The sequence below is a fragment of the Streptacidiphilus sp. PB12-B1b genome (assembly GCF_014084125.1).
GTDB lineage: Bacteria > Actinomycetota > Actinomycetes > Streptomycetales > Streptomycetaceae > Streptacidiphilus.
The window spans coordinates 6,747,519-6,772,399 of sequence record NZ_CP048405.1 but is presented as its reverse complement, the minus strand read 5'-3'; the positions used below and the strand labels follow the sequence as shown (position 1 = coordinate 6,772,399).

Sequence of the window (24,881 nt, the reverse complement as noted above, 5' to 3'; positions counted from 1 at the left end):
TTTGATTCATTGGTGTCGGCTAGGTCACACCCCGTACTTCTATGGAGTGAAGGGGGTGTGCGTTCGAGAAGAAGGCGAAAGGCCCCCTCTAGTCACACAATCACACGCAGTGCGCGGCGTACGCCTGAGAACCTGACTTGGTTCCGCTCTCCAAGGTGGTCTCCGTCGACCTGAAATGGCAGTGGTTCCTGCGAATGCAAGGTGAATTCGCCGAGGTCGTGATAAGCGACCACATGTTTGCCCCGTGGACCCGCCGCCGAGGCGTCCAGAAGCTGAGGGATGGTGCGCAGCGTCTGAACGAGTGACATCCGGGTCAGACCGAAGATGTCCAGGTCCGCGTCGAACGTGGCCTCGGGCGAGGCGTACACCGGTCGATTGCCCAGGAAGGTCCAGGGGGAGGTGTTGGAGACTATCGAGACGACCAGGCCGTCCACCGGATCCTGCCCCGGAACACTCAGCGTGATCGGGCCGGCCTTGCGGTGCTCCTTGACCCCGAAGTAGTGCCGCACCGCCTGGTTGACGTAGAGCGCATGGGTGGAGCGCCGGCCGCTGCGGCGGTGCTGCTCGACCCGGCCGACCACCCCGGCGTCGAAGCCGAAGCCCGCGGTGAAGGTGAACCAGCGCTCCGGCAGGCCCTCGGTGCTCGCCCTGCCCAGGCCGATGGTGCGCTCGCTGCCGGCCGCGATCGCCTCCAGCAGCACGCTGGTGGCCTCGACCGGGTCGTTGGGCAGTCCGAGCGCCCGGGCGAAGACGTTGGTGCTGCCGCCGGGCACCACGGCCAGCCGGGGCAGGTCCTCGGCGGGGCCGTCGGCGAGCAGCCCGTTGACGATCTCGTTGACGGTGCCGTCGCCGCCCAGGGCGACCACCAGGTCGATGCTGCCGGAGGCGGTGGCCTCCCGGGCCAGGTCGCGGGCGTGGCCGCGGTACTCGGTACCGGCGATCTCCAGCTTGAGGGTGCTGGCCAGCGCGTGTGCGAGCACGTCCCTGGTCCGGCCACTGGTGGTGGTGGCCTTCGGGTTGAAGACCAGGAGGGCGCGCATACGTTCAGCTTACCTACCGGCAGGCTGGGTGCTTTCGAGCCCCCGGCCGCCGACGGGCGGGCCGCCGACCGGGCCCGCGCCGGGCCGGTTAGCCTGGACGCGTGACTGCAGACTCCGCCCTTCCCGCGCCCCCCGCCGCCCGTCCCTGGACGCTCACGGCCGGGGCTGCCACGGCCGTGCTCCAGGGCGTCGTGATCGCCCTCTACGGGGTGTACCTCATGGTCACCGCGGTCACCTCGCACACCCGGTCCGACCTGGGCGGCACCGCCTTCGGCGGCGGCATCGTGGTGATCCTGGGCATGCTGCCGCTGTTCGCCGGGCGGGCGCTGCTGCGGCGCCGGCGCTGGGGCCGCAGCCCGGCGGTGATGATGGACACGCTCTGCCTGGCCGTCGCGTACGTGGCGGTGCGCCACGGCGGCGGCGACCTGCCGCTGGGCATCGCGGTCGGCCTGTTCGGGGTCGCGGGCATCGTGCTGCTGCTGCACCCGCGCAGCACGGCCGCGCTCTGGCCGGAGCAGGACGCCGGGGCACAGAACGTCGATGCACCGGACGCCGGGGCGCGGAACACCGGCGCGCAGGCGGGGCCCGGCCGGTCCTAGCGGCCGGTGGCGGGCCCGGTGCGGGCCCGCCGGGGCGGTGTCACTCCTCGATCAGCAGCCGGTCGCGCAGCTGGGCCAGGGTGCGGGCGAGCAGCCGGGAGACGTGCATCTGCGAGATGCCGACCTCGGCCGCGATCTGCGACTGGGTCATGTTGCGGAAGAACCGCAGCACCAGGATCCGCTGCTCGCGCTGCGGCAGCTGGGCCAGCAACGGCTTCAGCGACTCCCGGTACTCCACGCCCTCCAGGGCGTCGTCCTCCGCGCCGAGGGTGTCGGCGACGGCCGGGGACTCGTCGTCGGTGTCCGGGACGTCCAGCGACAGGGTGCTGTAGGCGTTGGCGGACTCCAGGCCCTCCAGCACCTCCTCCTCGGAGATGCCGAGCCGCTCGGCCAGCTCGTGCACGGTGGGGGAGCGGCCGTGCTGCTGGGACAGCTCGCCAGTGGCCGTGGTCAGCGCCAGCCGCAGCTCCTGCAGCCGGCGCGGCACCCGGACCGCCCAGCCCTTGTCGCGGAAGTGCCGCTTGATCTCGCCGACGATGGTGGGGGTGGCGTAGGTGGAGAACTCCACGCCCCGGTCCACGTCGAACCGGTCCACCGACTTGATCAGGCCGATGGTGGCGACCTGGGTCAGGTCGTCCAGCGGCTCGCCGCGGTTGCGGAACCGCCGGGCCAGGTGCTCGACCAGCGGGATGTGCATCCGCACCAGCTGGTTGCGCAGCTCGACCCGCTCCGGGGACTCCCGGGGGAGCGCCGCGAGCTGCACGAACAGCGCGCGGGCGGCCTCCCGGTCGGGGGCGCCGTGGCGCGGCGCGGTGAGCGGCCGACCGCCGCCCCAGATGTGCGGCTCCTGGGCGGCGGCGTGCTCGGTGTCGGCGTGCTCGACGTCGGCGTCCGGCCCGGCGGCCCGCGCCGGGGCGGCGGAATCGGCGCCGGGCTCGGCCGTGTCCAGGCTGTCCGCCTTGTCCAGGCCGTCCGTCTCGCCGACCACGGCCGCGGTCGGCTCATCAGAACCGTCGGGACCTTTGGGACGTTCGGGATCGTCTGCGAACACCCTGTCCTCCGCCTGCTCGGCCCCGGCGTGTGCGGACTCCGGGGATGACGACACTCCAACCTGGCCTGGCAGGACGGGTCTGCCCGAGCCGTACCCCGGTCCGGCGGCCTGCAGCCCCGTACCGCTCGCGCGCTCAAGATCACTCACGGCGATCCCCCGCTCCGTTCCGTTCCGGGATCAGTCTTGATTTCTACCGGTGCCTGTCAGCTTGAACGCGCCGGACACGCGGCAGTGTTTCCCATGTGCGCCGTCCTCACGGCTGGCCGGGGCCGGCACCGCGCTTCTTGTGCAGGCTGATGCCGACCGTCCGGTCCTCCGCGACCGTCGCCTCGACCTCGCCCGCCAGTGCCGACAGCACCGTCCAGGCGAAGGTGTCGCGCTCGGGCGCGCGCCCGTCGGTGGTCGGGGCCGACACGGTGACTCTCAGTGAATCGCCGACCAGGCGGAACACACAGCGCAGCACGCTGCCCGGCACCGCCTGCTGGAGCAGGATCGCGCAGGCCTCGTCGACCGCGATCCGCAGGTCCTCGATCTCGTCCAGGGTGAAGTCGAGCCTGGCCGCGAGCCCTGCGGTCGCGGTGCGCAGGACCGAGAGGTAGGCACCCGCCGCTGGCAGCCGGACTTCGACGAAGTCCTTAGCGTCGGGCTCGCCGTCGTTCTGGGACACCCTCACCTCCGATGGTGTTGCGCCGCGCCGGGGGCGGTGCCGCCGCCGCGGTTCTCACAGTGCTGTGCTCTGCTGTATGCCCGGGTGACGCTACCGCGATCCGCGCCGCGATGTCGCCGCTCCGGCCGAGGCCGCAGCCGGGGCTCCGACGGCTGGTTACTCATGGTATGCCGTCGGGTACGGAGCGTGTCCGGCGGGGCTGGCCGAAACCGCTCGCCCGGCCGAACTGGCGTGAACCGGCTCTCAGTTCGCCCCGAGCAGGGCCAGGGGTTCACCGGTGAGCCGGAAGACCGTCCACTCGTCCATGGGGAACGCGCCCAGCGCCTTGTAGAAGCCGATCGAGGGCTGGTTCCAGTCCAGCACCGACCACTCCAGCCGCTCGTAGCCGCGCTCCGTGCAGATCCGCGCCAGCGTCGCCAGCAGCGCCTTGCCGTGGCCGCCGCCGCGGGCCTCCGGGCGGACGTACAGGTCCTCCAGGTAGAGGCCGTGCACGCCCTTCCAGGTGGAGAAGTTCAGGAACCACAGGGCGAAGCCGACGACCGACCCGGTCGTGTCATCCTCGGCGATGTGTGCGAAGGCGGCCGGGTGCGGGCCGAACAGGGCGTCCCGCACCTGCTGCTCGGTCGCCACGGCTTCGTCGAGGGCCCGCTCGTAGTCGGCGAGCTCGCGGACCATGGCGTGGATGGCGGGGACGTCAGCGGCGGTGGCGGTTCGGATCATGTGACCAGCCTACGGCGGCCGCCGCGGCGATCACACGAGCGAGCTGTGCAGATAGCACCAGCGCCAGGACTCGCCCGGCTCGACCGTCCGCATCACCGGGTGCCCGGACTCGCGGGCGTGCCCGGTGGCGTGCTGTCCCGGCGAGGAGTCGCAGCAGCCGACCAGGCCGCAGGTCAGGCAGGCGCGCAGCTGCACCGGCCGCTGGCCGAGGGCCACGCAGCGCAGGCAGGTCGCGGTCTGCGGCGCGGGCTCGGGCGAGGGCAGGTCGGCGGTGTGCGAGCAGCCGGTTCCTCCGGGCATGCGCCCAGCGTACGCGCCCGCCCCGCGCGCCGCCGGGCCCGCCGCGCGCCGCTGTGCTTCGGTGGCCCTGCGGGGCCCGTACGCCCCCGCCGCGCCGCTTCGGCAGCCCCACCGGCCCGCCGGTCCGCCGGCCGCCCGCACCAGCCCAGGACGGAGCCATGGCCACCAGCGCCCTGCTGCTGCTCGTCGCCGGCAGCGCGACCGTAGCCGGGGTCGCCCGCCGCACCGGGCTGTCCGCGCCGCTGCTGCTGGTCGCGGCCGGCCTGGCCGCCTCGTACCTGCCCGGCGTGCCCGACTACACCCTCGACCCGGAGCTGGTGCTGCCGCTGCTGCTGCCCCCGCTGCTGTACACCTCCGCGCTGGACAGCTCCTACCGCGGCCTGCGCGCCAACGTCCGCTCGGTGGCGCTGCTCTCCTTCGGCTACGTCCTGTTCAGCACCTTCGCGGTGGGGCTGATCGCCCACGCGGTGATCCCCGGGCTGCCCATCCCGGCCGCCTTCGTCCTCGGCGCGGTGGTCGCCCCGCCCGACGCCGTGGCCGCCACCGCCATCGCCCGCAAGGTGGGGCTGCCGTCCAAGCTGGTCACCATCCTCCAGGGGGAGAGCCTGGCCAACGACGCCACCGCCATCACCGCCTACCGGGTGGCCCTGGCCGCCGCCGTCGGCGAGGGCTTCTCCTGGGGCTCGGCGCTGGGCGAGTTCGCGCTGGCCGCGCTCGGCGGCGTCGCGGTGGGCCTGGTGCTGATGGTGCCGTTGCAGTGGGCGCGCACCCGGATCCGCGATCCGCTGCTGCTCAACACCTTCTCGCTGCTGGTGCCGTTCGCCGCCTACGCGGCCGCCGAGGCGTTCCACGCCTCCGGGGTGGTCGCCGTGGTCGTCGTCGGCCTCTACCTGGGCCACCACGCCCACACCGTGGACTTCGCGCTGCGGCTGCAGGAGGACGCGGTCTGGACGATGGTCGCCTTCGTCCTGGAGTCGGCCGTCTTCGCGCTGATCGGGCTGCAGCTGCCGGTGGTGCTGCGGGCGCTGGGCGGCTACCCGGCCGGGGAGCTGCTGCTGTGGGCGGCGCTGCTGCTGGGCGCGGTGATCGTGGTCCGCTTCGCCTGGTGCTGGCCGGCCACCTACCTGCCGGGGCTGCTCAGCGCCCGGGTCAGGGAGCGCGAGGGCCGTCCGCACTGGACCAGGCCGCTGGTGATCGCCTGGGCCGGGATGCGCGGCGTGGTCTCCCTGGCCGTGGCCTTCTCGATCCCGCACACCGCCGACGGCGGGGCGGCCTTCCCGGACCGGGACCTGATCCTCTACCTGACCTTCGTGGTGGTCATCGGCACCCTGCTGGTGCAGGGGCTGACCCTGCCGGCCCTGGTCCGGGCGCTGCCGCTGCCCGCGCCGGACCGGCAGCGGGAGGTGCTGGTCGAGGCGCAGGCCCAGAACGACGCCTCGGCGGCGGCCCAGGCCCGGCTGGACGAACTGCTGGCCGATCCGCGCAACCGGCTGCCCGAGCCGCTGGAGGAGCGGCTGCGCCGGGCGCTGGACCGGCGCCGGAACGCGGTCTGGGAGCGGCTGGGCGCGGCGGTGCACGAGGACACCGGGGAGTCGGCGGACGCCGTCTACCGGCGGCTGGGCAAGGAGGCGGTCGCCGCCGAGCGGGCCGTCTTCGTCCGGCTGCGGGACGCCGACCGGATCGACGACGATCTGCTGCGCGGGCTGATGCGGCGGCTGGACTTCGAGGAGGCCCTGGTCGACCACGGCGAGGAGTGACCGCCGCCGGAACGGCCGCCGGCCGGCGCGGGCAACGGCCCGGCCGACCGGAGGAGCTGAGCGCTGATCAGGCCTTCTTGGTCTCCCAGAAGATCTTCTCGACCTCGGCGATGAGGTCCAGGGCCTTCTGGCCCGTGGCCGGGTCGGTCGACGCCTTGGCCGCGCTGAGCGCCTTCAGGGTGTCGTTGACCAGCTGGTGGAGCTGCGGGTACGCCTCGAAGTGCGGGGCCTTGAAGTAGTCGGACCACAGCACCGAGACGTGGTGCTTCGCCAGCTCGGCGCGCTCCTCCTTGATGACCGTGGCGCGGGCGCGGAAGTGCGGGTCTTCGTTGGCCTGGTACTTCTCCTGCGTGGCCTTCACCGACTCCGCCTCGATGCGGGCCTGGGCCGGGTCGTAGACACCGCACGGCAGGTCGCAGTGGGCATGGACAGTGACCCGCGGTGCAAAGAGCCGAGAGAACATGAGAGTCCCTTTCCTGTGATCGTCTTCCCGGGACGAGATTACTCCCGTTCGGGTCCCGACAACCCGTCTGCCCCGTGGTCCTAGGGCAAAAGCTGTACGAACCGTGGACTTGGCGCCCCGGTCGGCGAAGATGGATCCGACGGTCCGACGCACGGCAGGCAAGGGTGAACGGCATGGCAGAGCAGATCAACGACCGTGCTCCGGGGGCTCTGCCGCAGGAGCCCCCGGAAGGGGGAAGCAGGCCAGCGGGGTACGGGCTGCTGGACGTTGACGGCCCGTCCATGGCGCCCACCCTTGGTCACGGCGACCGGCTGCTGTGCCGGTACGGCGCGCGTCTGCGGCCCGGGGCCATCGTGGTCGCCCGGCACCCGCTGCGGCAGGAGCTGCTGGTGGTGAAGCGTGCGGCCGAACGCAGGACCGGCGGCTGGTGGCTGCTGTCCGACAACAGCCGGGTCGAGGGCGACAGCCGGGACTTCGGCGTCGTCCCGGACGAGCTGGTGCTCGGCCGGGTGCTGTGCCGGCTCGCCCCCCGCCCCTCCTGGCTGGCCCCGGCGCGCTGGTGGGGCCCGCTGCTGCGGCGCACCCCGTACGCCTTCGCCCGCCGGTTGGGCGCGCTCCCGCCCGGCTGACCGGCCCCGCGGCCGGAGCCCGGCGCTACTGCGCCGAGGCGGCCTCGCGCTTGCGGGCGCGGTAGGCGGCGACGTTGGCCCGGGTGGCGCAGCGGTCCGAGCAGTAGCGGCGGGAGCGGTTGGTGGAGGTGTCCAGGTAGGCGTTGCGGCAGGGCGCGGCCTGGCAGATGCCGAGCCGGTCCACGCCCTGCTCGGTCAGGTGGACGGCCAGGCCCATCCCGGCCACGGCCGCGTACAGCGCGGTGGCGGTGTTGGCGTTCTCGGCGATGTGCAGGTGCCACTGCGGCCGGCCGCCGTCGTCCAGCAGGCCGTGACCGGAGATGATCGGGCTGATCGGGTACTCGGTGAGCAGCTCGTTGAGCAGGTTCACCGCGCGCGACTCGTCGCCCTCGGCGGCCGACTCGAAGACGGCCCGCAACCGCAGCCGGACCGAGCGCAGCCGGGGCAGGTCGGACTCGTCGGCGAGCCGCAGCCCCCGGCTGCCCCGGCCGAACAGCGCCCGGACCGCCTCGACCGTGGTCAGCCCGTCCCGGTGCCGGGCGGGCTCCTCGGTGTTCACCAGGCGCACGGCCATGTCCGCATAGGAGGCCAGTTCCACGGGATGTCCCTCGATGATCTGCCGGGGCGCGGTCGGTAATGACCCACCATGACACAAGGGTATTACGAGGGCGTTGCATTGCGGCGTCGTTCGGCTCCGGTCCCCACTGTGGAGGGACCGGAGCCGAAGCCGGGCCACAGTGTTCCAGAGCGGTTCCGCCGGGCCCCGGCCGGGTGGGCGCAGACCGCCGGAATCCGGACATGTCAGCCCCCGGCTCCCGCTCGGCGGGGGTTCTGTGCCAAAATCCGGTAACGGGTGACCCCCGTCGCATGAGCAGGCCACCGGATCGGGACCGATCCGGGTGGTGCGCAGGACCGGAAGCCGTCACACAGGCTCCGGAGCCGAGGCACCATCCAGTCCCGCCTGCTCGGCCGCACCACCTGTCCCAAGCCGCCCTCGAGTGCGTTGGGCGACCCTTCTGCTGGCCCCGCTCGTACGAGTGCGTGTCCCTCCGTCTGTGCGGGCGGATCGAACGAGCGTCGGGCGAGTGAAGGGCTCGTTGCGCGGACGAAAAGACAACGGTGCGGCAGCAGCGCCCCGGCTAGTGTCGGGAGCGGCACCGACCGGAGACACCACAGCTCAACCCACCCTCAATGCGAGGCCGACGCCGCTCCCGCGCGGCGGCGGCCTCCACGAACGACGACGAAGAGGTCATCGTGGCAGCCGAGATCATCAGCCCCCGTCCCCTGAACGACCAGGACCCGATCGATCCTGCCTTCGCGCTGCACCGCGGCGGCAAGATGGAGATCACTGCGACTGTGCCGGTGCGCGACGCGGACGACCTGTCCCTGGCCTACACGCCCGGCGTGGCCCGGGTCTGCACCGCGATCGCCGACAACCCGGAGCTGGTCAACGACTACACCTGGAAGTCCAATGTGGTCGCCGTGGTCACCGACGGCACCGCAGTGCTGGGCCTCGGCGACATCGGCCCGGAGGCCTCGCTGCCGGTCATGGAGGGCAAGGCGATCCTCTTCAAGCAGTTCGGCGGCGTGGACGCGGTCCCGATCGCGCTGGCCACCACCGACGTCGACGAGATCGTCGAGACCGTGGTGCGGCTGGCGCCGTCGTTCGGCGGGGTCAACCTGGAGGACATCTCCGCCCCCCGCTGCTTCGAGATCGAGCGCCGCCTGCAGGAGGCGCTGTCCATCCCGGTCTTCCACGACGACCAGCACGGCACCGCCGTGGTCACCCTGGCCGCGCTGCGCAACGCCGCCCGGCTCACCGACCGCACCCTGGCCGACCTGCGCGCGGTGATCTCCGGTGCGGGCGCGGCCGGGATCGCCATCGCCAAGATCCTGGTCGGCGCGGGCATCGGCGACGTGGTGCTGTGCGACCGCCAGGGCGCGGTGCACGTGGGCCGGACCGACCTGACCGACGTCAAGCGCGAGATCGCCGAGCTGACCAACCGCGGCGGCCTGGCCGGGTCGCTGGTGGACGTGCTGGCCGGCGCCGACGTGTTCATCGGCGTCTCCGGCGGGACGGTCCCGGAGGAGGCGGTGGCCACCATGGCCAAGGACTGCTTCATCTTCGCCATGGCCAACCCCGACCCCGAGGTCCACCCGGAGGTCGCGCACAAGTACGCGGCCGTGGTCGCCACCGGCCGCAGCGACTTCCCCAACCAGATCAACAACGTGCTGGCCTTCCCGGGCATCTTCGCCGGGGCGCTGCAGGTCCGGGCCAGCCGGATCACCGAGGGCATGAAGATCGCCGCCGCCGACGCCCTGGCCGGCCTGGTCGGCGACGACCTCACGGCCGCGCAGGTCATCCCCAGCCCGTTCGACGCCCGGGTGGCACCGGCGGTCACCCGGGCCGTCGCCGCCGCCGCCCGCGCCGAGGGCGTGGCCCGGCTCTGACGCCCGGGCCGGCCGGGCGGGGGTCGCGGCCCCGCCCGGCCGGCGGGCACGGCGTCCGCGCGGGACGCCACCGGACGTATGTCACACCGCGCCGCCGTTCCGCCCGGCGGCGCGACCGCCCTAGGGTCGGACCATGTTCGCTGCCTACGCCGCCCGCATTGACGCCGACGACCCGCTCAGCGGGCTGGAGCTGGGTGAACGCCCGGAGCCGGAGGCACGCCCCGGCTGGAGCGTGGTCACCGTCCGGGCCGCCAGCCTGAACCACCACGACCTGTGGTCGCTGCGCGGGGTCGGCCTGCCGCCCGGCCGGCTGCCGATGATCCTCGGCTGCGACGCGGCCGGGACCGACGAGCACGGCAACGAGGTCGTGCTGCACTCCGTCGTCGGCCAGAGCGGCCACGGCGTCGGGCCGGACGAGCCGAGGTCCATCCTCACCGAGCGCTACCAGGGCACCTTCGCCGAGCGGGTCGCCGTGCCGACCTGGAACCTGCTGCCCAAGCCGCCCGAGCTCTCCTTCGAGCAGGCCGCCTGCCTGCCCACGGCCTGGCTCACCGCCTACCGGATGCTGTTCACCAACGCCGGGGTCAAGCCCGGCGACACCGTCCTGGTGCAGGGCGCGGGCGGCGGCGTCTCCACCGCGCTGATCGCCCTCGGCCGGGCGGCCGGGCTGCGGGTCTGGGCCACCAGCCGGGACGAGGCCAAGCGGGCCCGGGCGCTGGAGCTGGGCGCGGACGCGGTCTTCGAGAGCGGCGCCCGGCTGCCCGAGCGGGTGGACGCGGTGATGGAGACCGTCGGCGCCGCCACCTGGTCGCACTCGGTCAAGTCGCTGCGCCCGGGCGGCACCATCGTCATCTCCGGCGCCACCAGCGGCCCCAACCCGCCGGCCGAGCTGACCCGGATCTTCTTCCTGGAGCTGCGGGTCGTCGGCTCCACCATGGGCACCAAGGAGGAGCTGGCCGGGCTGCTCTCGTTCTGCGCCAACACCGGCCTGCGGCCGGTCGTCGACAGCGTGCTGCCGCTCACCGAGGCCCGGGCGGGCCTCGCCCGGCTGGCCGAGGGCGACGTCTTCGGCAAGATCGTGCTGCGGCCGTGAGGCCGTGACACTGTGACGCCGTGACGTCGGCGCGTCCTGAGCTGCCCGGTTCCCCCCTGACACATAAGCTGACCGACGTCGGTCGGGGGCACCACGGCGGGACAGGAGTGCGCAGACGATGGCGATCGACCGGGACCTGGCTACGCGCACGGCCCTGCGGCTGCTGGACGAGGAGGGCCTGGAGCGGCTCTCGCTGCGCCGGGTCGCACAGGAGCTGAACGTCCCGGCTCCGGCGCTGTACCGGCACTTCACCACCAGGCGGGCGCTGATGGACCGGATGACGGACCTCATGCTCGCCCCCTCGCTGCCCGATCTCGACCCCCCGGTCGAGCCCGGGGAGTGGCCGCAGTGGCTGCTGCACACCGCCGAGGTGCTGCGCCGGGAACTGCTGGCGCACACCGACGGCGCCCGGCTGGCGCTCGGCGCCGACCTGCGCCGCGCGGGCTCGCTCGGCGCCTGCTTCGAACGGACCGTGGTGGTGCTGCACCAGGCCGGGTTCGGCCTGGTGCACGCCTCGCGCGCGGCCGGGGCCTTCATCGCCCTGGTCCTGGGCCGGACGGCCGAGGAGCAGTCCGGGCCAGGACCGGCCGGGGAGGGCGGGGCCACCCGCCTGGCGCACCACCCGGGGGCCTCGCGGGCAGCGGCGAGGGCCGCGGCCGGGCGCCGCGCCGCCGGGGAGAGCCCGGAGGAGGCGTTGTGCCATGGCGTGACGGCCATGGTGGAGGCGCTGCGGGCGGCCGACCGGGAGCGCGTGCCCGCCTGAGGCGCAGGCCGGACGCACCGCAGGACGCCCCCGCCGTTTCGGCGGGGGCGTCCTCGTGCGGGTCCGGCGGCGGCGTCAGTCGCGCAGCCTGCGGGCAGCGGCGGCCAGCACCGCGCGGGCCCGGGCCAGGGCGGCGGGCGTCACGCCCTCGTCCCGGGCGTGGTCGCGCACCTCGTCCCGGAACCGGTCCAGCAGCCCCAGCAGCTCGCGCAGCGGATCGCCGGACGCGTCGGTCTCGGCCCAGTCCGGCAGGGGCTCCGGGGCTGCTCCGTCCTTGTCCGGATCGACCCGGTCGGGGTCCAGGTCCACCCGCTCGGCCGCCGTCCGCTCCCCGGTCCGCGCCGCGCCCTGCCCACGGCAGTCGGAGCCCGACTGCGCCCCGGGCTCGGCCGACGCGCCCCAGCGGGCCGGGTCGGCCAGGCCGGAGAGGGTGCGGGTCAGCTCGGCCAGGCCCTCGGCGAGGCCGGTCGGCCAGTCGCCGTTCTTGGCGTGGGCGCGCATCTGCTCGCCGACCCGGTGCGCCTCGGCGCGGACCTGGTCGCGTACCGCCCGGGTCTGCTCGCGGGCGGCCCGGGCCTCCTCGCGGGCGCTGCGGGCCTGCTCCTTGGCCTGCCGGGTCTGCTCCCTGGCCTGCTCCTTGGCCTGCCGCCACTCCTCCTTGGCGCGCTGCCAGGCCTCCTTGTCCATGCCGGGCCAGGGGCCCTCGGCGCCCCAGACCGGGTCGGGCCCCCAGCCCTTGGAGGTGTTCTTGGTCTGCCGCTTGGACTCCTTGGCGGCCCGCCGCATCTCCTCGCGCAGATCCTGCGCGGAGTCGCGGACATCCTCCCGGATTTGGTCGGCGAGCTGCGAGACGGAGTCCCGGATCTCCGCCTCCAGGGCGTCCAACTCCGTTGCGCGGTCGCTGAGTTCGGCGCGCCCGGCGTCGGTGATCCGGTAGACCTTGCGGCCGCCCTCGACGGTGTGCGCGACCAGGCCCTCCTGCTCCAGCTTGGCCAGCCGGGGGTAGACCGTCCCGGCGGAGGGCGCGTACAGGCCGTGGAAGCGCTCCTCCAGCAGCCGGATCACCTCGTAGCCGTGGCGCGGGGCCTCGTCCAGGAGCTTGAGCAGGTACAGCCGCAGTCGGCCGTGCGCGAATACGGGGCTCATGCCTGGTCCTCCTGGTCGGTGTCGACCTTGTCGTCCTTGCCGAAGTCGATGCCGTCGGCCGGGTCGAGGGCGAGCGGCGCGTCGGCCGGGGCGTCGTCCTCGGTGGCGGGGCGGCGCAGCAGCGCGACCGAGCCGGAGACCGTGGTGATCTTCAGGGTGCCGGTGCCGGCGCCCAGGGTGCCGGTGATCTGCTTGGCGCCCCAGGTGCCGCCGACCCGCAGCTCGTCGAAGGCGCTGGAGATGTCGCCGCTGGTGGTGTTGGCGTTCACCTTGGCGTCGGTCGGCGCGGGCAGCCGCACCGCGACCTCGCCGGAGACGTTGTTCAGGCTGACGTCGGTGGCGTTGTCGTGGGCCAGGTCCAGGGTCATGGCCCCGCTCACCGAGTTGGCCTTGAGTCGGCCGCTGGCGCCCTCGAAGACGGTCAGTTCGCCGGAGACCGTGTTGACCTTGAGGTCACCGGAGACCGACTGCGCCTGGACGTTGCCGGAGGCGCTGTTGGCCTCGACCTTGCCTGCCAGCCGGACCAGGGTGATGGCCCCGCTGGCGCTGTGCACGGTCACCGGGGCGGTGATGCCGGAGATGACCGTCTCGGAGGAGGCCGAGCCCAGCTCGACGGTGGTGCCCGCCGGGACGGCCAGCGAGACCACCGCCCGCCGCTTGGTCCGCCACAGCCCGATCACGTGCGACAGGCCCTTCCACTGGAAGTCCTTCCAGGCCAGGTCCTCGTAGGAGACGGTGAGCTCGCCGCCCTTCAGGACGACCCTGAGCGGCGGCCCCTCGATCTCGCTGACCTCCAGCCGCGCGGGCCCCTCGGCGGCGACGACGTTGACCTCGCCGGCGACGGTGCGCACGCGCAGCCGCCGGACGTCCTGGTCGAGGGTGAGCTTCTGCGGTGCGTCGATGGTCCACTGCTCGGACATGCCTGACTCCCCGAATGCGAAGGCGAGAGGACGCGTCATGTATCGCGTCTTCTGGTATTCACGATATATCGCGTCGCTGGGAAGTCAAGCCGCGTGCTACTCCTCGTCCTCGTCGTCCAGCCGGGCCAGCCAGGTGGCCAGCCGCTCGACCGGGACCTCGAACTCCGGGTTCAGGTCCACGAACTCCTGCAGCCGGTCGGCCAGCCAGTCGAAGCTGACCTCCTCCTCGCCGCGACGGCTCTGCAGCTCCTCGATGCCTCGGTCGGTGAAGTACATGCGCTCTCCGGTACGGGTGACGGTGGTAGGGGGTGGGGGTGCGGCGACGGCGAAGGCCCGGGGCCCTCCTGGTGGGGAGGGGCGCCCGGGCCTTCGCCGTACGGCGGGGGGAACCAGGATCAGATCGAGAAGACGTCCTCGACCAGCTGGGCCTGCTCGACCGCGTGGCGCTTGGCCGAGCCGACCGCCGGGGCGGAGGAGGCCGGGCGGGCGACGCGGCGCAGCCGGGAGCCGTTGGCGTTGCGGCCGACGACCACGTCCAGGTGGTCCACCAGGTTCAGCGCGATGAACGGCCACGCGCCCTGGTTGGAGGGCTCCTCCTGGGCCCAGACGTACTGCACCTCGTTGCCGTAGCGCTGCAGCTCCTCCTGGAGCTCGGCGATGGGCAGCGGGTACAGCCGCTCGACGCGGACGATCGCGGTGTCGGTGATGCCGCGCTCGGTCCGGGCCGCCTCCAGGTCGTAGTAGAACTTGCCGGAGGTGATCACGACCTTGCGCACGGCGGCCGGGTCCACGGTGGAGTCGCCGATCACCGGGCGGAAGCCGCCGCTGGTGAACTCCTCCACCTTGGAGTTGTTGGCCTTCAGACGCAGCATCGACTTCGGGGTGAAGACGATCAGCGGCTTGTGGTGCGGGTTGTGGACCTGCCACCGCAGCAGGTGGAAGTAGTTCGACGGCAGCGTCGGCATGGCCACGGTCATGTTCCTGTCCGCGCACATCTGCAGGTAGCGCTCGATGCGGGCGGACGAGTGGTCGGGCCCCTGGCCCTCGTAGCCGTGCGGCAGCAGCAGCGTCACGCCGGAGTGCTGGCCCCACTTCATCTCGGCCGAGGTGATGAACTCGTCCACGATGGTGGAGGCGCCGTTGGTGAAGTCGCCGAACTGGGCCTCCCACGCCACCAGGGCGTTCGGGCGGGCCAGCGAGTAGCCGTACTCGAAGCCCATGGCCGCGTACTCGCTCAGCAGCGAGTCGTAGACGGTGTAGCGGGCCTGGTCCTCGGCCAGGTAGAGCAGCGGGGTGTAGTCCTCACCGGTCTCCCGGTCGACCAGCACCGCGTGCCGGGTGCCGAAGGTACCGCGGCGGGAGTCCTGGCCGGCCAGCCGGACCGGGTGGCCCTCCATCAGCAGCGAGCCGATGGCGAGGGTCTCGCCCATGCCCCAGTCGATCGTGCCGTCCTCGACCATGGCCGCGCGCCGCTGCAGCTGCGGCAGCAGCCGCGGGTGGACGGTGAACCACTCGGGCAGCGCCACCTGCGACTCGGCGATGCGCTTCACCACCTCCTGCGAGATGGCGGTGTTCAGCGCGACCGGGAACTCGGCCTTGGGCCGCTCGCTGATGGTCGGGGTCGGCGTGGTGTCGGCCTCGTGGACCTCCGCGAAGACCTTCTCCAGCTGGTCCTGGTAGTCCTTGAGCGCCTGCTCGGCCTCTTCCAGGGTGATGTCGCCGCGACCGATCAGGCCCTCGGTGTAGAGCTTGCGCACCGAGCGCTTCTTGTCGATCAGGTCGTACATCAGCGGCTGCGTGAACGAGGGGTTGTCGCCCTCGTTGTGCCCGCGGCGGCGGTAGCAGATGAGGTCGATCACGACGTCCTTGTTGAACGCCTGGCGGAACTCGAAGGCCAGCCGGCCGACGCGGACCACGGCCTCCGGGTCGTCGCCGTTCACGTGGAAGATCGGGGCCTCGATCATGCGGGCCACGTCGGTGCAGTACGTGGAGGAGCGCGAGGCGGCCGGGGCGGCGGTGAAGCCGACCTGGTTGTTGATCACCAGGTGCACGGTGCCGCCGGTGCGGTAGCCGCGCAGCTGCGACATGTTCAGCGTCTCCGCCACCACGCCCTGGCCCGCGAAGGCCGCGTCGCCGTGGATCTGGATCGCCAGCACGTCGAAGGAGTCGCCGGCCTTGTCCAGGATGTCCTGCTTGGCGCGGACGATGCCCTCGACGACCGGGTCCACCGCCTCCAGGTGCGAGGGGTTGGCGGCCAGCGCGACCTTGATGGTCTCGCCGTTCAGGCCGGTGAAGGTGCCCTCGGAGCCCAGGTGGTACTTGACGTCGCCGGAGCCGTGCATGGAGGTCGGGTCCAGGTTGCCCTGGAACTCCCGGAAGATCTGCGCGTACGACTTGCCGATGATGTTGGCCAGGACGTTCAGCCGGCCGCGGTGGGCCATGCCGACCACGGCCTCGTCCAGCCGCGCCTCGGCGGCGGAGTCCAGCACCGCGTCCAGCAGCGGGATGACGGACTCGCCGCCCTCCAGCGAGAAGCGCTTCTGGCCGACGTACTTGGTCTGCAGGAAGGTCTCGAACGCCTCGGCGGCGTTGAGCCGGCGCAGGATGCGCAGCTGCTCCTCGCGCTCGGGCTTGTCGTTGCCGCGCTCGACCCGGGCCTGGATCCAGCGGCGCTGCTTCGGGTCCTGGATGTGCATGTACTCGATGCCGATGGTGCGGCAGTACGAGTCGCGCAGCACGCCCAGGATGTCGCGCAGCTTCATCATGGCCTTGCCGGCGAAGCCGCCGACGGCGAACTCGCGCTCCAGGTCCCACAGCGTCAGGTCGTGCGCCTGGACGTTGAGGTCGGGGTGCTTGCGCTGCTTGTACTCCAGCGGGTCGGTGTCCGCCATCAGGTGGCCGCGGACCCGGTAGGAGTGGATCAGCTCCATGACCCGGGCGGTCTTGTTGACCTCGTTGTCGTGGCTGTTGTCCACGTCGGTGGCCCAGCGCACCGGCTCGTACGGGATGCGCAGCGACTCGAAGATGCGGTCGTAGAACTCGCCCTCGCCCAGCAGCAGCTGGTGCATGCTGCGGAGGAACTCGCCGGACTGCGCGCCCTGGATGACCCGGTGGTCGTAGGTCGAGGTCAGCGTCATGACCTTGGACACGCCCAGGCGGGACAGGGTCTCCTGGGACGATCCCTGGAACTCGGCCGGGTACTCCATCGAGCCGACGCCGAGGATGGTGCCCTGACCGGGCATCAGCCGCGGCACCGAGTGGACGGTGCCGATGCCGCCCGGGTTGGTCAGCGAGCAGGTGACGCCGGAGAAGTCGTCCACCGTCAGCTTGTTCTGGCGCGCGCGGCGGACGATGTCCTCGTACGCCTGCCAGAAGCCGAAGAAGTCGAGGGTCTCGGCCTTCTTGATGGCCGCGACGACCAGCTGCCGGTCGCCGTTGGCCTTGGTCAGGTCGATGGCCAGGCCGAGGTTGACGTGCTCCGGCTTGACCAGGAAGGGCTTGCCGTCCTTCTCCTGGAAGCCCTGGTTCATGGCGGGCATCGCCTTGATCGCCTGCACCATGGCGTAGCCGATGATGTGGGTGAAGGAGACCTTGCCGCCCCGGGCCCGCTTGAGGTGGTTGTTGATCACGATGCGGTTGTCGATCAGCAGCTTCGCCGGGACGGCGCGCACGCTGGTCGCGGTCGGCATGGTGAGCGAGGCGTCCATGTTCGCCACGATCCGTGCAGAGGGGCCCTTGAGGGCGATCAGCTCGGGACCGGCGGGGGCGACAGGGGACGTCACGTTCTTGCTGTCCTTAGGGGCGTCGGCCTGCTCGGCCGGAGTGGAGGGCGCGCGGCGGATCGTCGGCGCGGGCGGAAGCGGGGGGCGCGGAGCGCTCACCGTGGCCGCCGGTGCCGGGGGTGCTGCCGGGGCGGGCGCGGCCTCGGCCGGAGCCGGTGCGGCCGCGGGCGGGGCGACGGGAGTCTGCGCCGCCGCGGGGGCCGCTGCCGGCGCCGAGGTCGGTTCGGGGGCCGGGGCCGCCGTCACCTCGGTTCCGGCGGTGGCACCCGCCTGGTAGTCGGCGAAGAAGTCCCACCAGGCCCGGTCGACGGAGTTCGGGTCCTGGAGGTACTGCTGGTAGATCTCGTCGACGAGCCACTCGTTGGGGCCGAACCCGGCTGACGGGTCGGCCCCGGGACCGGGGTCCGTGGCAGTCGAGCTGGTCGAGGTATGGGGGACTGTGGCGACACGGCGGCAACCGCCCTCTTCCGCTTCCTTATGAATGGTGGACAGCGGATGCCAAGGCTACGCCCCTTACGCCTGTCTGCGCAGGTCCCGGCCGCCGGTCGTCGCCCAGATCACAGTATCGGGGGCGAGTTTGGCGCGAAATCGATGTTAGGGATCGGTCGTGAAGGGGCATAACGAGTAGCTGTTCGCTCAGGAAAGTATGACAAATCGGGGCGAGCCGTGCGTCGTTTCCGGGTCGGGCGGCGTTCCCCCGGCGTTTGTCCCAAGTTTGTCGCAGAGTGTCCCGAAGGGAGTGCTCTTGATCACTGACGCCGCCCGGCGATCACCGACGCCGCCCGGCTGATCACTGGGGCAGCCTCTGGCCGGGCAGCGTGATCCGAATCAGGCAGCCCTGGGACGAGTCGGCGACCGCGATCGTGCCGCCGTGCAGATCCACCGCCCAGCGGGCGATCGCCAGGCCCAGGCCGGTCCCGCCGTCGCTGCCCGGGCCCTGCGCGGTCGGCCCGCTGCCCCGGCTGAACCGCTCGAACACCCGGTGCCGGTCCTCCGGGCGGATGCCCGGGCCCTGGTCCGCCACCTCCAGCAGCAGCCCGCCGGGGCCGTGCGCCCCCCAGGCGTCGGTGCGGGCGCGGACGGTCACCGTGCCGTCCACCGGGCTGTGCCGGCAGGAGTTGTCGACCAGGTTGGCCACCACCTGGTGCAGCCGCTCCGGGTCGGCGACGGCGGTCAGCCCGTCCGCGACGTCCAGCTCCAGCGAGACGTCGCGCCGACGGCGGCTGGCGCCGCCGGAGGTGGAGCCGTCCACGGTCAGCCCGCGCAGCACCCCGGCCAGGAACGGCTCGACCTCGAAGCTGCGGACGTCCAGCGAGGCCACGCCGTCCGCGATCTTCGACAGGTCCAGCAGGTGGGCCACCAGCCGCCCCAGCCGCTCGGTCTGCTCCAGTGCGGCGGCCATGGTCGCCTGCTCCGGCTGGACCACGCCGTCCACCACGTTCTCCAGCACCGCGCGCAGCGCCGCGATCGGGGTGCGCAGCTCGTGCGAGACGTTGGCGACCAGCTCGCGGCGCTGCCGGTCGGCTGCCTCCAGATCGGCCGCCATGGTGTTGAAGGCCGTGGCCAGTTCGCCGACCTCGTCCCGGGAGGTGGCCCGGACCTGTCGGCTGTAGTCCCCGGCCGCCATCGCCCGGGCGGCGGCGGTCATCTCCCGCAGCGGGGCGGTCATGCCGTGCGCGAGCAGCTGGGTGATCAGCAGCGAGGCGACCACCGAGAAGATCATGATGAGCCGGATCTGGGTGTCCGAGTTCAGCGCCAGGACCACCATCAGCGTCGATATGCACACCGAGGTGATCACCAGGATCGCCAGCTTGGCCTTGATCGAGCGCAGCGGGTCGAGCGGGCGCAGGTCCGCCCAGATCCTGCGGGCCAGTCGGGCGAGCAGGCCGCGCTCGCGCTCGGCGGCCTGGTCGGGCGGGCTGGTCCGGTGCGGGTGGGTCACGGCGTCGGGGATTCCAGCGCGTAGCCGACACCGTGCACGGTACGGATCCAGTTGGCGCCGATCTTCCGGCGCAGCGCCTTGACGTGGCTGTCGACGGTGCGGGTGCCGGAGGCGTCGGTCCAGTCCCAGACCTCGGCCAGGAGCTGTTCCCGGGTCAGCACCGCGCGCGGCTGCTGGGCCAGGCAGGCCAGCAGGTCGAACTCGGTGGGGGTGAGGTGGATGTCGCCGCCGGCGACTCTGACCCGGCGCTGCACGTGGTCGATCTCCAGGTCGCCGAGCCGCAGCGTGCCGCTGACCGGGGTGCGGGCGGCCAGCTGGGCCCGCTCCACCCGGCGCAGCAGGACGTTGACCCGGGCCGCGAGTTCGCGCATGGAGAACGGCTTGGTCATGTAGTCGTCGGCGCCGACGCCGAGGCCGACCAGCATGTCCGTCTCGTCGTCACGGGCCGTCAGCATCAGCACCGGCACCGGCCGGTGGGCCTGGATCCGGCGGCAGACCTCCAGGCCGTCGAAGCCGGGCAGCATGACGTCGAGGATCACCAGGTCGGGCTGCCAGGACTGGAAGGTGTCGACGGCGGTGGGCCCGTCGTGGGCCATGGTGACCCGGAATCCCTCCGCGCCCAGGCGGGCGGCGATGGACTCGGCGATGGTGGGCTCGTCCTCCACGACCAGGACCCGCCGCTGACCGCCGGCTCCACCGGGCTCCTGCTGCTGAACATCTGTCACGGTCATGCCACGCCCCCAGGGCTCCCGGGCCCGGCGCGGAGCCGCCCGGTCCCGCTGTGTTCGGTCCGATCTGCGTCTGAACTGCGAATGCCTGCGTCTGAACTGCGTCTGTCGTCTCTGCGTCCGCGGCCGCCGGAGCGACCCGTCGCTGCTGCCCCCCTCGCCGGACGGTTCAGTCGCAGCGTACGTACTGGAGGCCGCCCCGGGGGCCAGTCAGGGATAAACCGGCCCTTCGGGGGGTTCAGCGCGACGACCCTACCGGCAGTTCACGCCTGACGGGAGGCCAGGTAGACCACATCCGGCTCCCCGCGTTCCACTTTCACGTCCACCTCGACGCGGTCCACCTGCCGAAAGCGGGCCCGCAGCCGCTGCTCGAACTCGGGCGCGGGTGCGGCGCTCCACACCGCGAGCACGCCCCCCGGGCTCAGCACGCGCTGCAGGACGGTCAGCCCGACGAAGCCGTAGAGGCCGCCGTTGGCGTCGGTGACCGTCCAGTCCGGGCCGTTGTCGATGTCCAGGCACAGCGCGTCATAGCGGGCGGTGGTGGTCCGCAGGTGGTGCAGCAGGTCCTCCTGGACCAGCCGGACGCGCGGATCGCCGTGGCCGCCGCCGGCGAAGGCGGCCAGCGGGGCGGGGGCGACGGTGTGCCAGTCGATCACCGCCTGCTCGCGCTCCAGCACGGTGATCCGGCCCGGGCGCGGGTCGGCCGCCGCTTCGGCCAGCGAGAAGCCCACGCCCAGGCCGCCGATCAGCAGGTGCGGCCGGGGCGCCTCGGCCGGGTCGAGCGCGTCCAGCGCGGCGCTGACCAGCAGCCGTTCGGAGCGGCCGTCCGAGGTGTCCATCAGGAAGCAGCCGTTCGCAATGATCTCGTAGCACTCGCCCCGGCGGCGCAGCGCCACCTCGCCGTACGGGCCGTCCCGGCGGTCCAGCAGTTCGGGTGCGGTCGCCGGTGCGGTCGGGCGGTACGCGGCGGGCATGGCTCTGCCTCCTGGGGCTGGATCTCTGGGGGATGCGGGTGTCGGGGGCGCGGTTCGGGGGCGCGGGTCAGGAAGGATCGAACAGGGCGCTCACCGACTCGCCGTTGTGGATCCGCCGCACCGCCTCGGCCAGCGCCGGGGCGATCGACAGGATCCGCAGCTTGTCGGTGCGCTCACCGGCCGGGACCGGAACGGTGTTGGTGCAGACGATCTCCAGCACGTCCGGCTGGTCGGACAGCCGCTTCAGTGCCCCGGCGGTGAACAGGCCGTGGGTGCAGGCCACCCGGATCGAGCGGGCGCCCAGCTCCCGCAGTCGGTCCAGCAGCTCCAGCACGGTGCTGCCCTTGGCGATCTCGTCGTCCAGCACGATCACGTCCCGGCCCGCGATGTCGCCGATCACCGAGCTGATGGTGACCCGGTCGTCGGCGAACCGCTGCTTGGCCCCGGCCGCCACCTGCGCCCCGAGCAGCCGGGCGAAGGCCGCGGCCTCCTTGGCGTTGCCCAGGTCGGGGGAGACCACGGTGGTGTGGGACAGGTCGTAGCGGCGGAAGTGCGCGGCCAGCTCGCGCAGCGCGTGCAGGTGGTCGACCGGCACCGAGAAGAACCCGTGCACCTGCGGCGAGTGCAGCGTCAGCGCCAGCACCCGGTCGGCGCCCGAGGTCACCAGCAGGTCGGCCACCAGCCGGCCGCCTATGGAGATCCGCGGGGCGTCCTTCTTGTCCGAGCGGGCGTAGGCGTAGTGCGGCATGACCACGGTGATCCGGCCCGCCGACGCGCCGCGCGCGGCGTCGCACATCAGCAGCAGCTCGACCAGGTTCTCCTGCACCGGGGTCACCAGCGGCTGGATCAGGAAGACGTCGCGCTCCCGGCAGTTCGCCTGCAGCTGCACCTCCAGGCAGTCGTTGGCGAACCGGTTCACCCGCGACGGGGCCAGCGGCACCCCCAGGTGGGCACAGACCTCGGCGGCCAGCTCGGGGTGGGCACTACCGCTGAACACGGCGATGTCTCGCACGAACGGCTCCTTGCATGGTCGGTCGGACTGCGGCCGGGCTTGTCGACCATCGTATTCGGCCGGGAGCGAAGGGCCCCCGGAGCCGGATGGGAACCGGCCGCCCGGACGTTGCAGCGAAGGCGGCACGGCCGCCCGTCGGCTGTCGTCCGAGCGGGTGAACAGCTGATCGCTCACAGCGAACAGGGCCTGGGAACACCAGCGGGCTCCATCTCCTTTAGTCCAAGTAACTCAACTTCGGTGACTGGGGAGAGATCATGGCTTCGACGTCCAACCCGCTGACCCTGCCGGTGCTGCCGCTCGACGACGACGCGGTCCTGCCCGGCATGGTCGTTCCGCTCGACCTGTCCGACGCCGAGGTGCGCGCGGTGATCGAGGCCGCCCAGGCGGCGGTGCGCGAGCCGGGGGCGCAGGCCCCCGGCATCCGCACGGTCGCGGGCGCCCGCAAGGCGCGGGTGCTGCTGGTTCCCCGGACCGACGGCGCCTACGGCGCGATCGGCACGCTGGCCACCGTGGAGCAGGTCGGCCGGCTCGCCGACGGCGATCCGGCGGCGCTGGTGCGCGGTGTCCGCCGGGTGCGGATCGGCGCGGGCACCACCGGCCCCGGCGCCGCCCTGTGGGTGGAGGCCGCCGCCGTCGACGAGCCACCGGCCGACCAGGCCCCCGGGGCCGTCGCCGAGCTGGTCCGCGAGTACAAGGCGCTGACCACCACCTGGCTGCAGAAGCGCGGCGCCTGGCAGATCGTGGACCGGGTCGCCCAGATCGAGGACGTCTCCGAGCTGGCCGACAACATCGGCTACGCCCCCTTCGTCAGCGGCGCGGAGAAGGTCGCCGTGCTGGAGGAGCTGGACCCGGCCGCCCGGTTGAAGCTGTCGCTGCAACTGCTGCGCGACCACCTCGCCGAGGCGGACGTGGCCGAGACCATCCGCAAGGACGTCCAGGAGGGCATGGAGAAGCAGCAGAAGGAGTTCCTGCTGCGCCGCCAGCTGGACGCGGTGAAGAAGGAGCTGGCCGACCTGGAGGGCGACTCCTCCTCCGAGGAGGAGGACTACCGCGCCCGGGTCGAGGGCGCCGACCTGCCCGCGAAGGTCCGCGAGGCCGCGCTGAAGGAGGTCGACAAGCTGGAGCGCTCCTCCGACGCCTCCCCCGAGGGCAGCTGGATCCGTACCTGGCTGGACACCGTCCTGGAGCTGCCCTGGAACGAGCGCAGCGAGGACGCCTACGACATCGCCGGGGCCCGCGCGGTGCTCGACGCCGACCACTTCGGCCTGGACGACGTCAAGGAGCGGATCGTGGAGTACCTGGCCGTGCGCAAGCGGCGCGCGGCCCAGCAGGGCGAGGCCCATCGGGCCGCCCCGTCCGAGGCCGGGCTGCCCTCCGGACGGCGCGCGGGCGGCGCGGTGCTGGCCCTGGTCGGCCCGCCCGGGGTCGGCAAGACCTCGCTGGGCGAGTCCGTGGCCCGCGCCATGGGCCGCTCCTTCGTCCGGGTCTCGCTCGGCGGCGTCCGTGACGAGGCCGAGATCCGCGGCCACCGGCGCACCTACGTCGGCGCGCTGCCCGGCCGCATCGTCCGCGCCATCAAGGAGGCCGGGTCGATGAACCCGGTGGTGCTGCTGGACGAGATCGACAAGGTCGGCTCCGACTACCGCGGCGACCCGGCCGCGGCCCTGCTCGAAGTGCTCGACCCGGCGCAGAACCACACCTTCCGCGACCACTACCTGGAGGTCGAGCTGGACCTCTCGGACGTGGTCTTCCTGGCCACCGCCAACGTGCTGGAGTCCATCCCGGAGGCCCTGCTCGACCGGATGGAGCTGGTCCGGCTGGACGGCTACACCGAGGACGAGAAGGTCGTCATCGCCCGCGAGCACCTGCTGCCCCGGCAGCTGGAGCGGGCCGGGCTGGGCGCGGACGAGGTCACGGTCGAGGAGGAGGTGCTGCGCAGCCTGGCCGGGGAGTACACCCGCGAGGCCGGGGTGCGCAGCCTGGAGCGGGCCGTCGCCCGGATCCTGCGCAAGGTCGCCGCGCAGCAGGAGCTGGGAGAGGCCGCGCTGCCGCGCACCATCGCCGTCGGCGACCTGCGCGGGCTGATCGGCCGGCCCCGGCACACCCCCGAGGCGGCGCAGGAGCCCGGCGAGCGGCGCACGGCCGTCCCCGGCGTCGCCACCGGCCTGGCCGTCACCGGCGCGGGCGGGGACGTCCTCTACATCGAGGCGTCGCTGGCCGATCCGGAGACCGGCTCCACCGGGCTGGCGCTGACCGGCCAGCTGGGCGACGTGATGAAGGAGTCCGCGCAGATCGCGCTGTCCTTCCTGCGCTCGCACGGCGCCGAGCTGGAGCTGCCGGTCACCTCGCTCCGCGACCGCGGCGTCCACCTGCACGTCCCGGCCGGGGCGGTGCCCAAGGACGGCCCGAGCGCCGGGGTGACCATGACCACGGCCCTGGCCTCGCTGCTCTCCGGCCGCAAGGTCCGCCCGGACGTCGCCATGACCGGCGAGGTCTCGCTGACCGGCCGGGTGCTGCCGATCGGCGGCGTCAAGCAGAAGCTGCTGGCGGCGGATCGGGCGGGGATCACCACCGTGCTCATCCCGGCCCGCAACGCCCCGGATCTGGACGACGTCCCGGCCGAGGTCCTGGAGCGGCTCACCGTCCACCCGGTCTCGGACGTCCGCCAGGCCCTTGAACTGGCCCTCGAACCCGCCACCAGCAGGTTCGGCCCCACCGGCCAGTCCAACGGCCGCCAGGCCGCAGCGGCGTAACCGCACCGAACCGGCCGCGGAGGAACCGTCGCTTCGAGGGGGCCGTCCACCCAGTGGGCGAGACCTGCGAGAATGCGACGGTTCTTCACGC

General features: G+C 72.8%; 22 protein-coding genes. 7 read left to right on the top strand and 15 right to left on the bottom strand.

The annotated features are described in order from the left end of the window. Positions 1-92: 92 nt before the first annotated feature. Complete coding sequence (locus tag GXW83_RS29410) at positions 93-1,040, bottom strand: diacylglycerol kinase family protein (protein WP_182446075.1); 948 nt, start codon at positions 1,038-1,040, stop codon at positions 93-95. A gap of 101 nt (positions 1,041-1,141) precedes the next feature. Between GXW83_RS29410 and GXW83_RS29405 the strand changes: the two genes are divergently transcribed. Next, a complete protein-coding gene (locus GXW83_RS29405) occupies positions 1,142-1,639 on the top strand; it encodes a hypothetical protein (RefSeq protein WP_182446074.1) in 498 nt (165 codons plus the stop codon). Positions 1,640-1,679: 40 nt separating this feature from the next. On the opposite strand, the gene GXW83_RS29400 is transcribed toward GXW83_RS29405, so the two are convergent. The 4 genes from GXW83_RS29400 to GXW83_RS29385 all read right to left on the bottom strand — a co-directional run bounded on the left by GXW83_RS29400 (position 1,680) and on the right by GXW83_RS29385 (position 4,377). Continuing rightward, on the bottom strand, positions 1,680-2,627 hold the full coding sequence (locus GXW83_RS29400) for an RNA polymerase sigma factor SigF (RefSeq protein ID WP_225447316.1): 948 nt from the start codon (positions 2,625-2,627) through the stop codon (positions 1,680-1,682). Positions 2,628-2,943: 316 nt separating this feature from the next. Next, the gene (locus GXW83_RS29395) at positions 2,944-3,357 is read right to left on the bottom strand and encodes an anti-sigma regulatory factor (protein ID WP_182446073.1); all 414 of its coding nucleotides are present in this window, start codon (positions 3,355-3,357) and stop codon (positions 2,944-2,946) included. Positions 3,358-3,600: 243 nt separating this feature from the next. Then, entirely contained in the window at positions 3,601-4,077 is a 477-nt protein-coding gene (locus GXW83_RS29390) for a GNAT family N-acetyltransferase (protein WP_182446072.1), read from the bottom strand. Between the two features lie 30 nt (positions 4,078-4,107). Then, on the bottom strand, positions 4,108-4,377 hold the full coding sequence (locus GXW83_RS29385) for a UBP-type zinc finger domain-containing protein (RefSeq protein ID WP_182446071.1): 270 nt from the start codon (positions 4,375-4,377) through the stop codon (positions 4,108-4,110). A gap of 158 nt (positions 4,378-4,535) precedes the next feature. Between GXW83_RS29385 and GXW83_RS29380 the strand changes: the two genes are divergently transcribed. After that, the gene (locus GXW83_RS29380; RefSeq protein WP_182446070.1) at positions 4,536-6,134 is read left to right on the top strand and encodes a Na+/H+ antiporter; all 1,599 of its coding nucleotides are present in this window, start codon (positions 4,536-4,538) and stop codon (positions 6,132-6,134) included. A 67-nt stretch (positions 6,135-6,201) separates the two neighbouring features. Here the strand turns inward: GXW83_RS29380 and sodN are convergent, their stop codons facing one another. Further along, on the bottom strand, positions 6,202-6,597 hold the full coding sequence (gene sodN, locus GXW83_RS29375) for a superoxide dismutase, Ni (protein ID WP_182446069.1): 396 nt from the start codon (positions 6,595-6,597) through the stop codon (positions 6,202-6,204). Between the two features lie 173 nt (positions 6,598-6,770). Between sodN and sodX the strand changes: the two genes are divergently transcribed. Further along, the gene (sodX, locus tag GXW83_RS29370; RefSeq protein ID WP_182446068.1) at positions 6,771-7,226 is read left to right on the top strand and encodes a nickel-type superoxide dismutase maturation protease; all 456 of its coding nucleotides are present in this window, start codon (positions 6,771-6,773) and stop codon (positions 7,224-7,226) included. A gap of 25 nt (positions 7,227-7,251) precedes the next feature. Here sodX and GXW83_RS29365 read toward each other — a convergent pair whose 3' ends face one another. After that, positions 7,252-7,824, bottom strand: coding sequence for a CGNR zinc finger domain-containing protein (locus GXW83_RS29365; protein ID WP_182446067.1), 573 nt, complete (start codon positions 7,822-7,824; stop codon positions 7,252-7,254). A 656-nt stretch (positions 7,825-8,480) separates the two neighbouring features. Between GXW83_RS29365 and GXW83_RS29360 the strand changes: the two genes are divergently transcribed. From GXW83_RS29360 to GXW83_RS29350, 3 genes are all read left to right on the top strand, one after another. After that, entirely contained in the window at positions 8,481-9,677 is a 1,197-nt protein-coding gene (locus GXW83_RS29360; RefSeq protein ID WP_304940977.1) for an NADP-dependent malic enzyme, read from the top strand. 133 nt (positions 9,678-9,810) lie between these two features. Continuing rightward, entirely contained in the window at positions 9,811-10,770 is a 960-nt protein-coding gene (locus GXW83_RS29355) for a zinc-binding dehydrogenase (protein ID WP_182446065.1), read from the top strand. Positions 10,771-10,888: 118 nt separating this feature from the next. After that, positions 10,889-11,533 carry a TetR family transcriptional regulator gene (locus GXW83_RS29350; protein ID WP_182446064.1) on the top strand — a complete coding sequence of 215 codons (645 nt, stop codon included), beginning with the start codon at positions 10,889-10,891 and terminating at the stop codon, positions 11,531-11,533. Between the two features lie 75 nt (positions 11,534-11,608). Here GXW83_RS29350 and GXW83_RS29345 read toward each other — a convergent pair whose 3' ends face one another. The 8 genes from GXW83_RS29345 to GXW83_RS29310 all read right to left on the bottom strand — a co-directional run bounded on the left by GXW83_RS29345 (position 11,609) and on the right by GXW83_RS29310 (position 22,037). Then, the gene (locus GXW83_RS29345; protein ID WP_182446063.1) at positions 11,609-12,679 is read right to left on the bottom strand and encodes a PadR family transcriptional regulator; all 1,071 of its coding nucleotides are present in this window, start codon (positions 12,677-12,679) and stop codon (positions 11,609-11,611) included. Further along, positions 12,676-13,599, bottom strand: coding sequence for a DUF4097 family beta strand repeat-containing protein (locus tag GXW83_RS29340; protein WP_182446062.1), 924 nt, complete (start codon positions 13,597-13,599; stop codon positions 12,676-12,678). The genes GXW83_RS29345 and GXW83_RS29340 overlap by 4 nt, the downstream gene beginning before the upstream one ends. 96 nt (positions 13,600-13,695) lie before the next feature. Beyond that, a complete protein-coding gene (locus GXW83_RS29335) occupies positions 13,696-13,875 on the bottom strand; it encodes a DUF6104 family protein (RefSeq protein WP_182446061.1) in 180 nt (59 codons plus the stop codon). Positions 13,876-13,994: 119 nt separating this feature from the next. Then, positions 13,995-17,864: a multifunctional oxoglutarate decarboxylase/oxoglutarate dehydrogenase thiamine pyrophosphate-binding subunit/dihydrolipoyllysine-residue succinyltransferase subunit gene (locus tag GXW83_RS29330; protein WP_182447632.1), complete on the bottom strand. Its 3,870-nt coding sequence runs from the start codon at positions 17,862-17,864 to the stop codon at positions 13,995-13,997. A gap of 307 nt (positions 17,865-18,171) precedes the next feature. Then, on the bottom strand, positions 18,172-19,323 hold the full coding sequence (locus GXW83_RS29325; protein WP_182446060.1) for an ATP-binding protein: 1,152 nt from the start codon (positions 19,321-19,323) through the stop codon (positions 18,172-18,174). Next, on the bottom strand, positions 19,320-20,054 hold the full coding sequence (locus tag GXW83_RS29320; protein WP_182446059.1) for a response regulator transcription factor: 735 nt from the start codon (positions 20,052-20,054) through the stop codon (positions 19,320-19,322). Before GXW83_RS29320 ends, GXW83_RS29325 begins: the two co-directional genes overlap by 4 nt. 260 nt (positions 20,055-20,314) lie before the next feature. Beyond that, positions 20,315-21,025 carry a spermidine synthase gene (locus GXW83_RS29315; RefSeq protein WP_182446058.1) on the bottom strand — a complete coding sequence of 237 codons (711 nt, stop codon included), beginning with the start codon at positions 21,023-21,025 and terminating at the stop codon, positions 20,315-20,317. A 67-nt stretch (positions 21,026-21,092) separates the two neighbouring features. Continuing rightward, a complete protein-coding gene (locus GXW83_RS29310) occupies positions 21,093-22,037 on the bottom strand; it encodes a ribose-phosphate pyrophosphokinase (protein ID WP_182446057.1) in 945 nt (314 codons plus the stop codon). Between the two features lie 254 nt (positions 22,038-22,291). Here GXW83_RS29310 and lon point away from each other — a divergent pair, with 254 nt between their 5' ends. After that, on the top strand, positions 22,292-24,790 hold the full coding sequence (gene lon, locus GXW83_RS29305) for an endopeptidase La (RefSeq protein WP_182446056.1): 2,499 nt from the start codon (positions 22,292-22,294) through the stop codon (positions 24,788-24,790). Positions 24,791-24,881 lie beyond the last annotated feature (91 nt).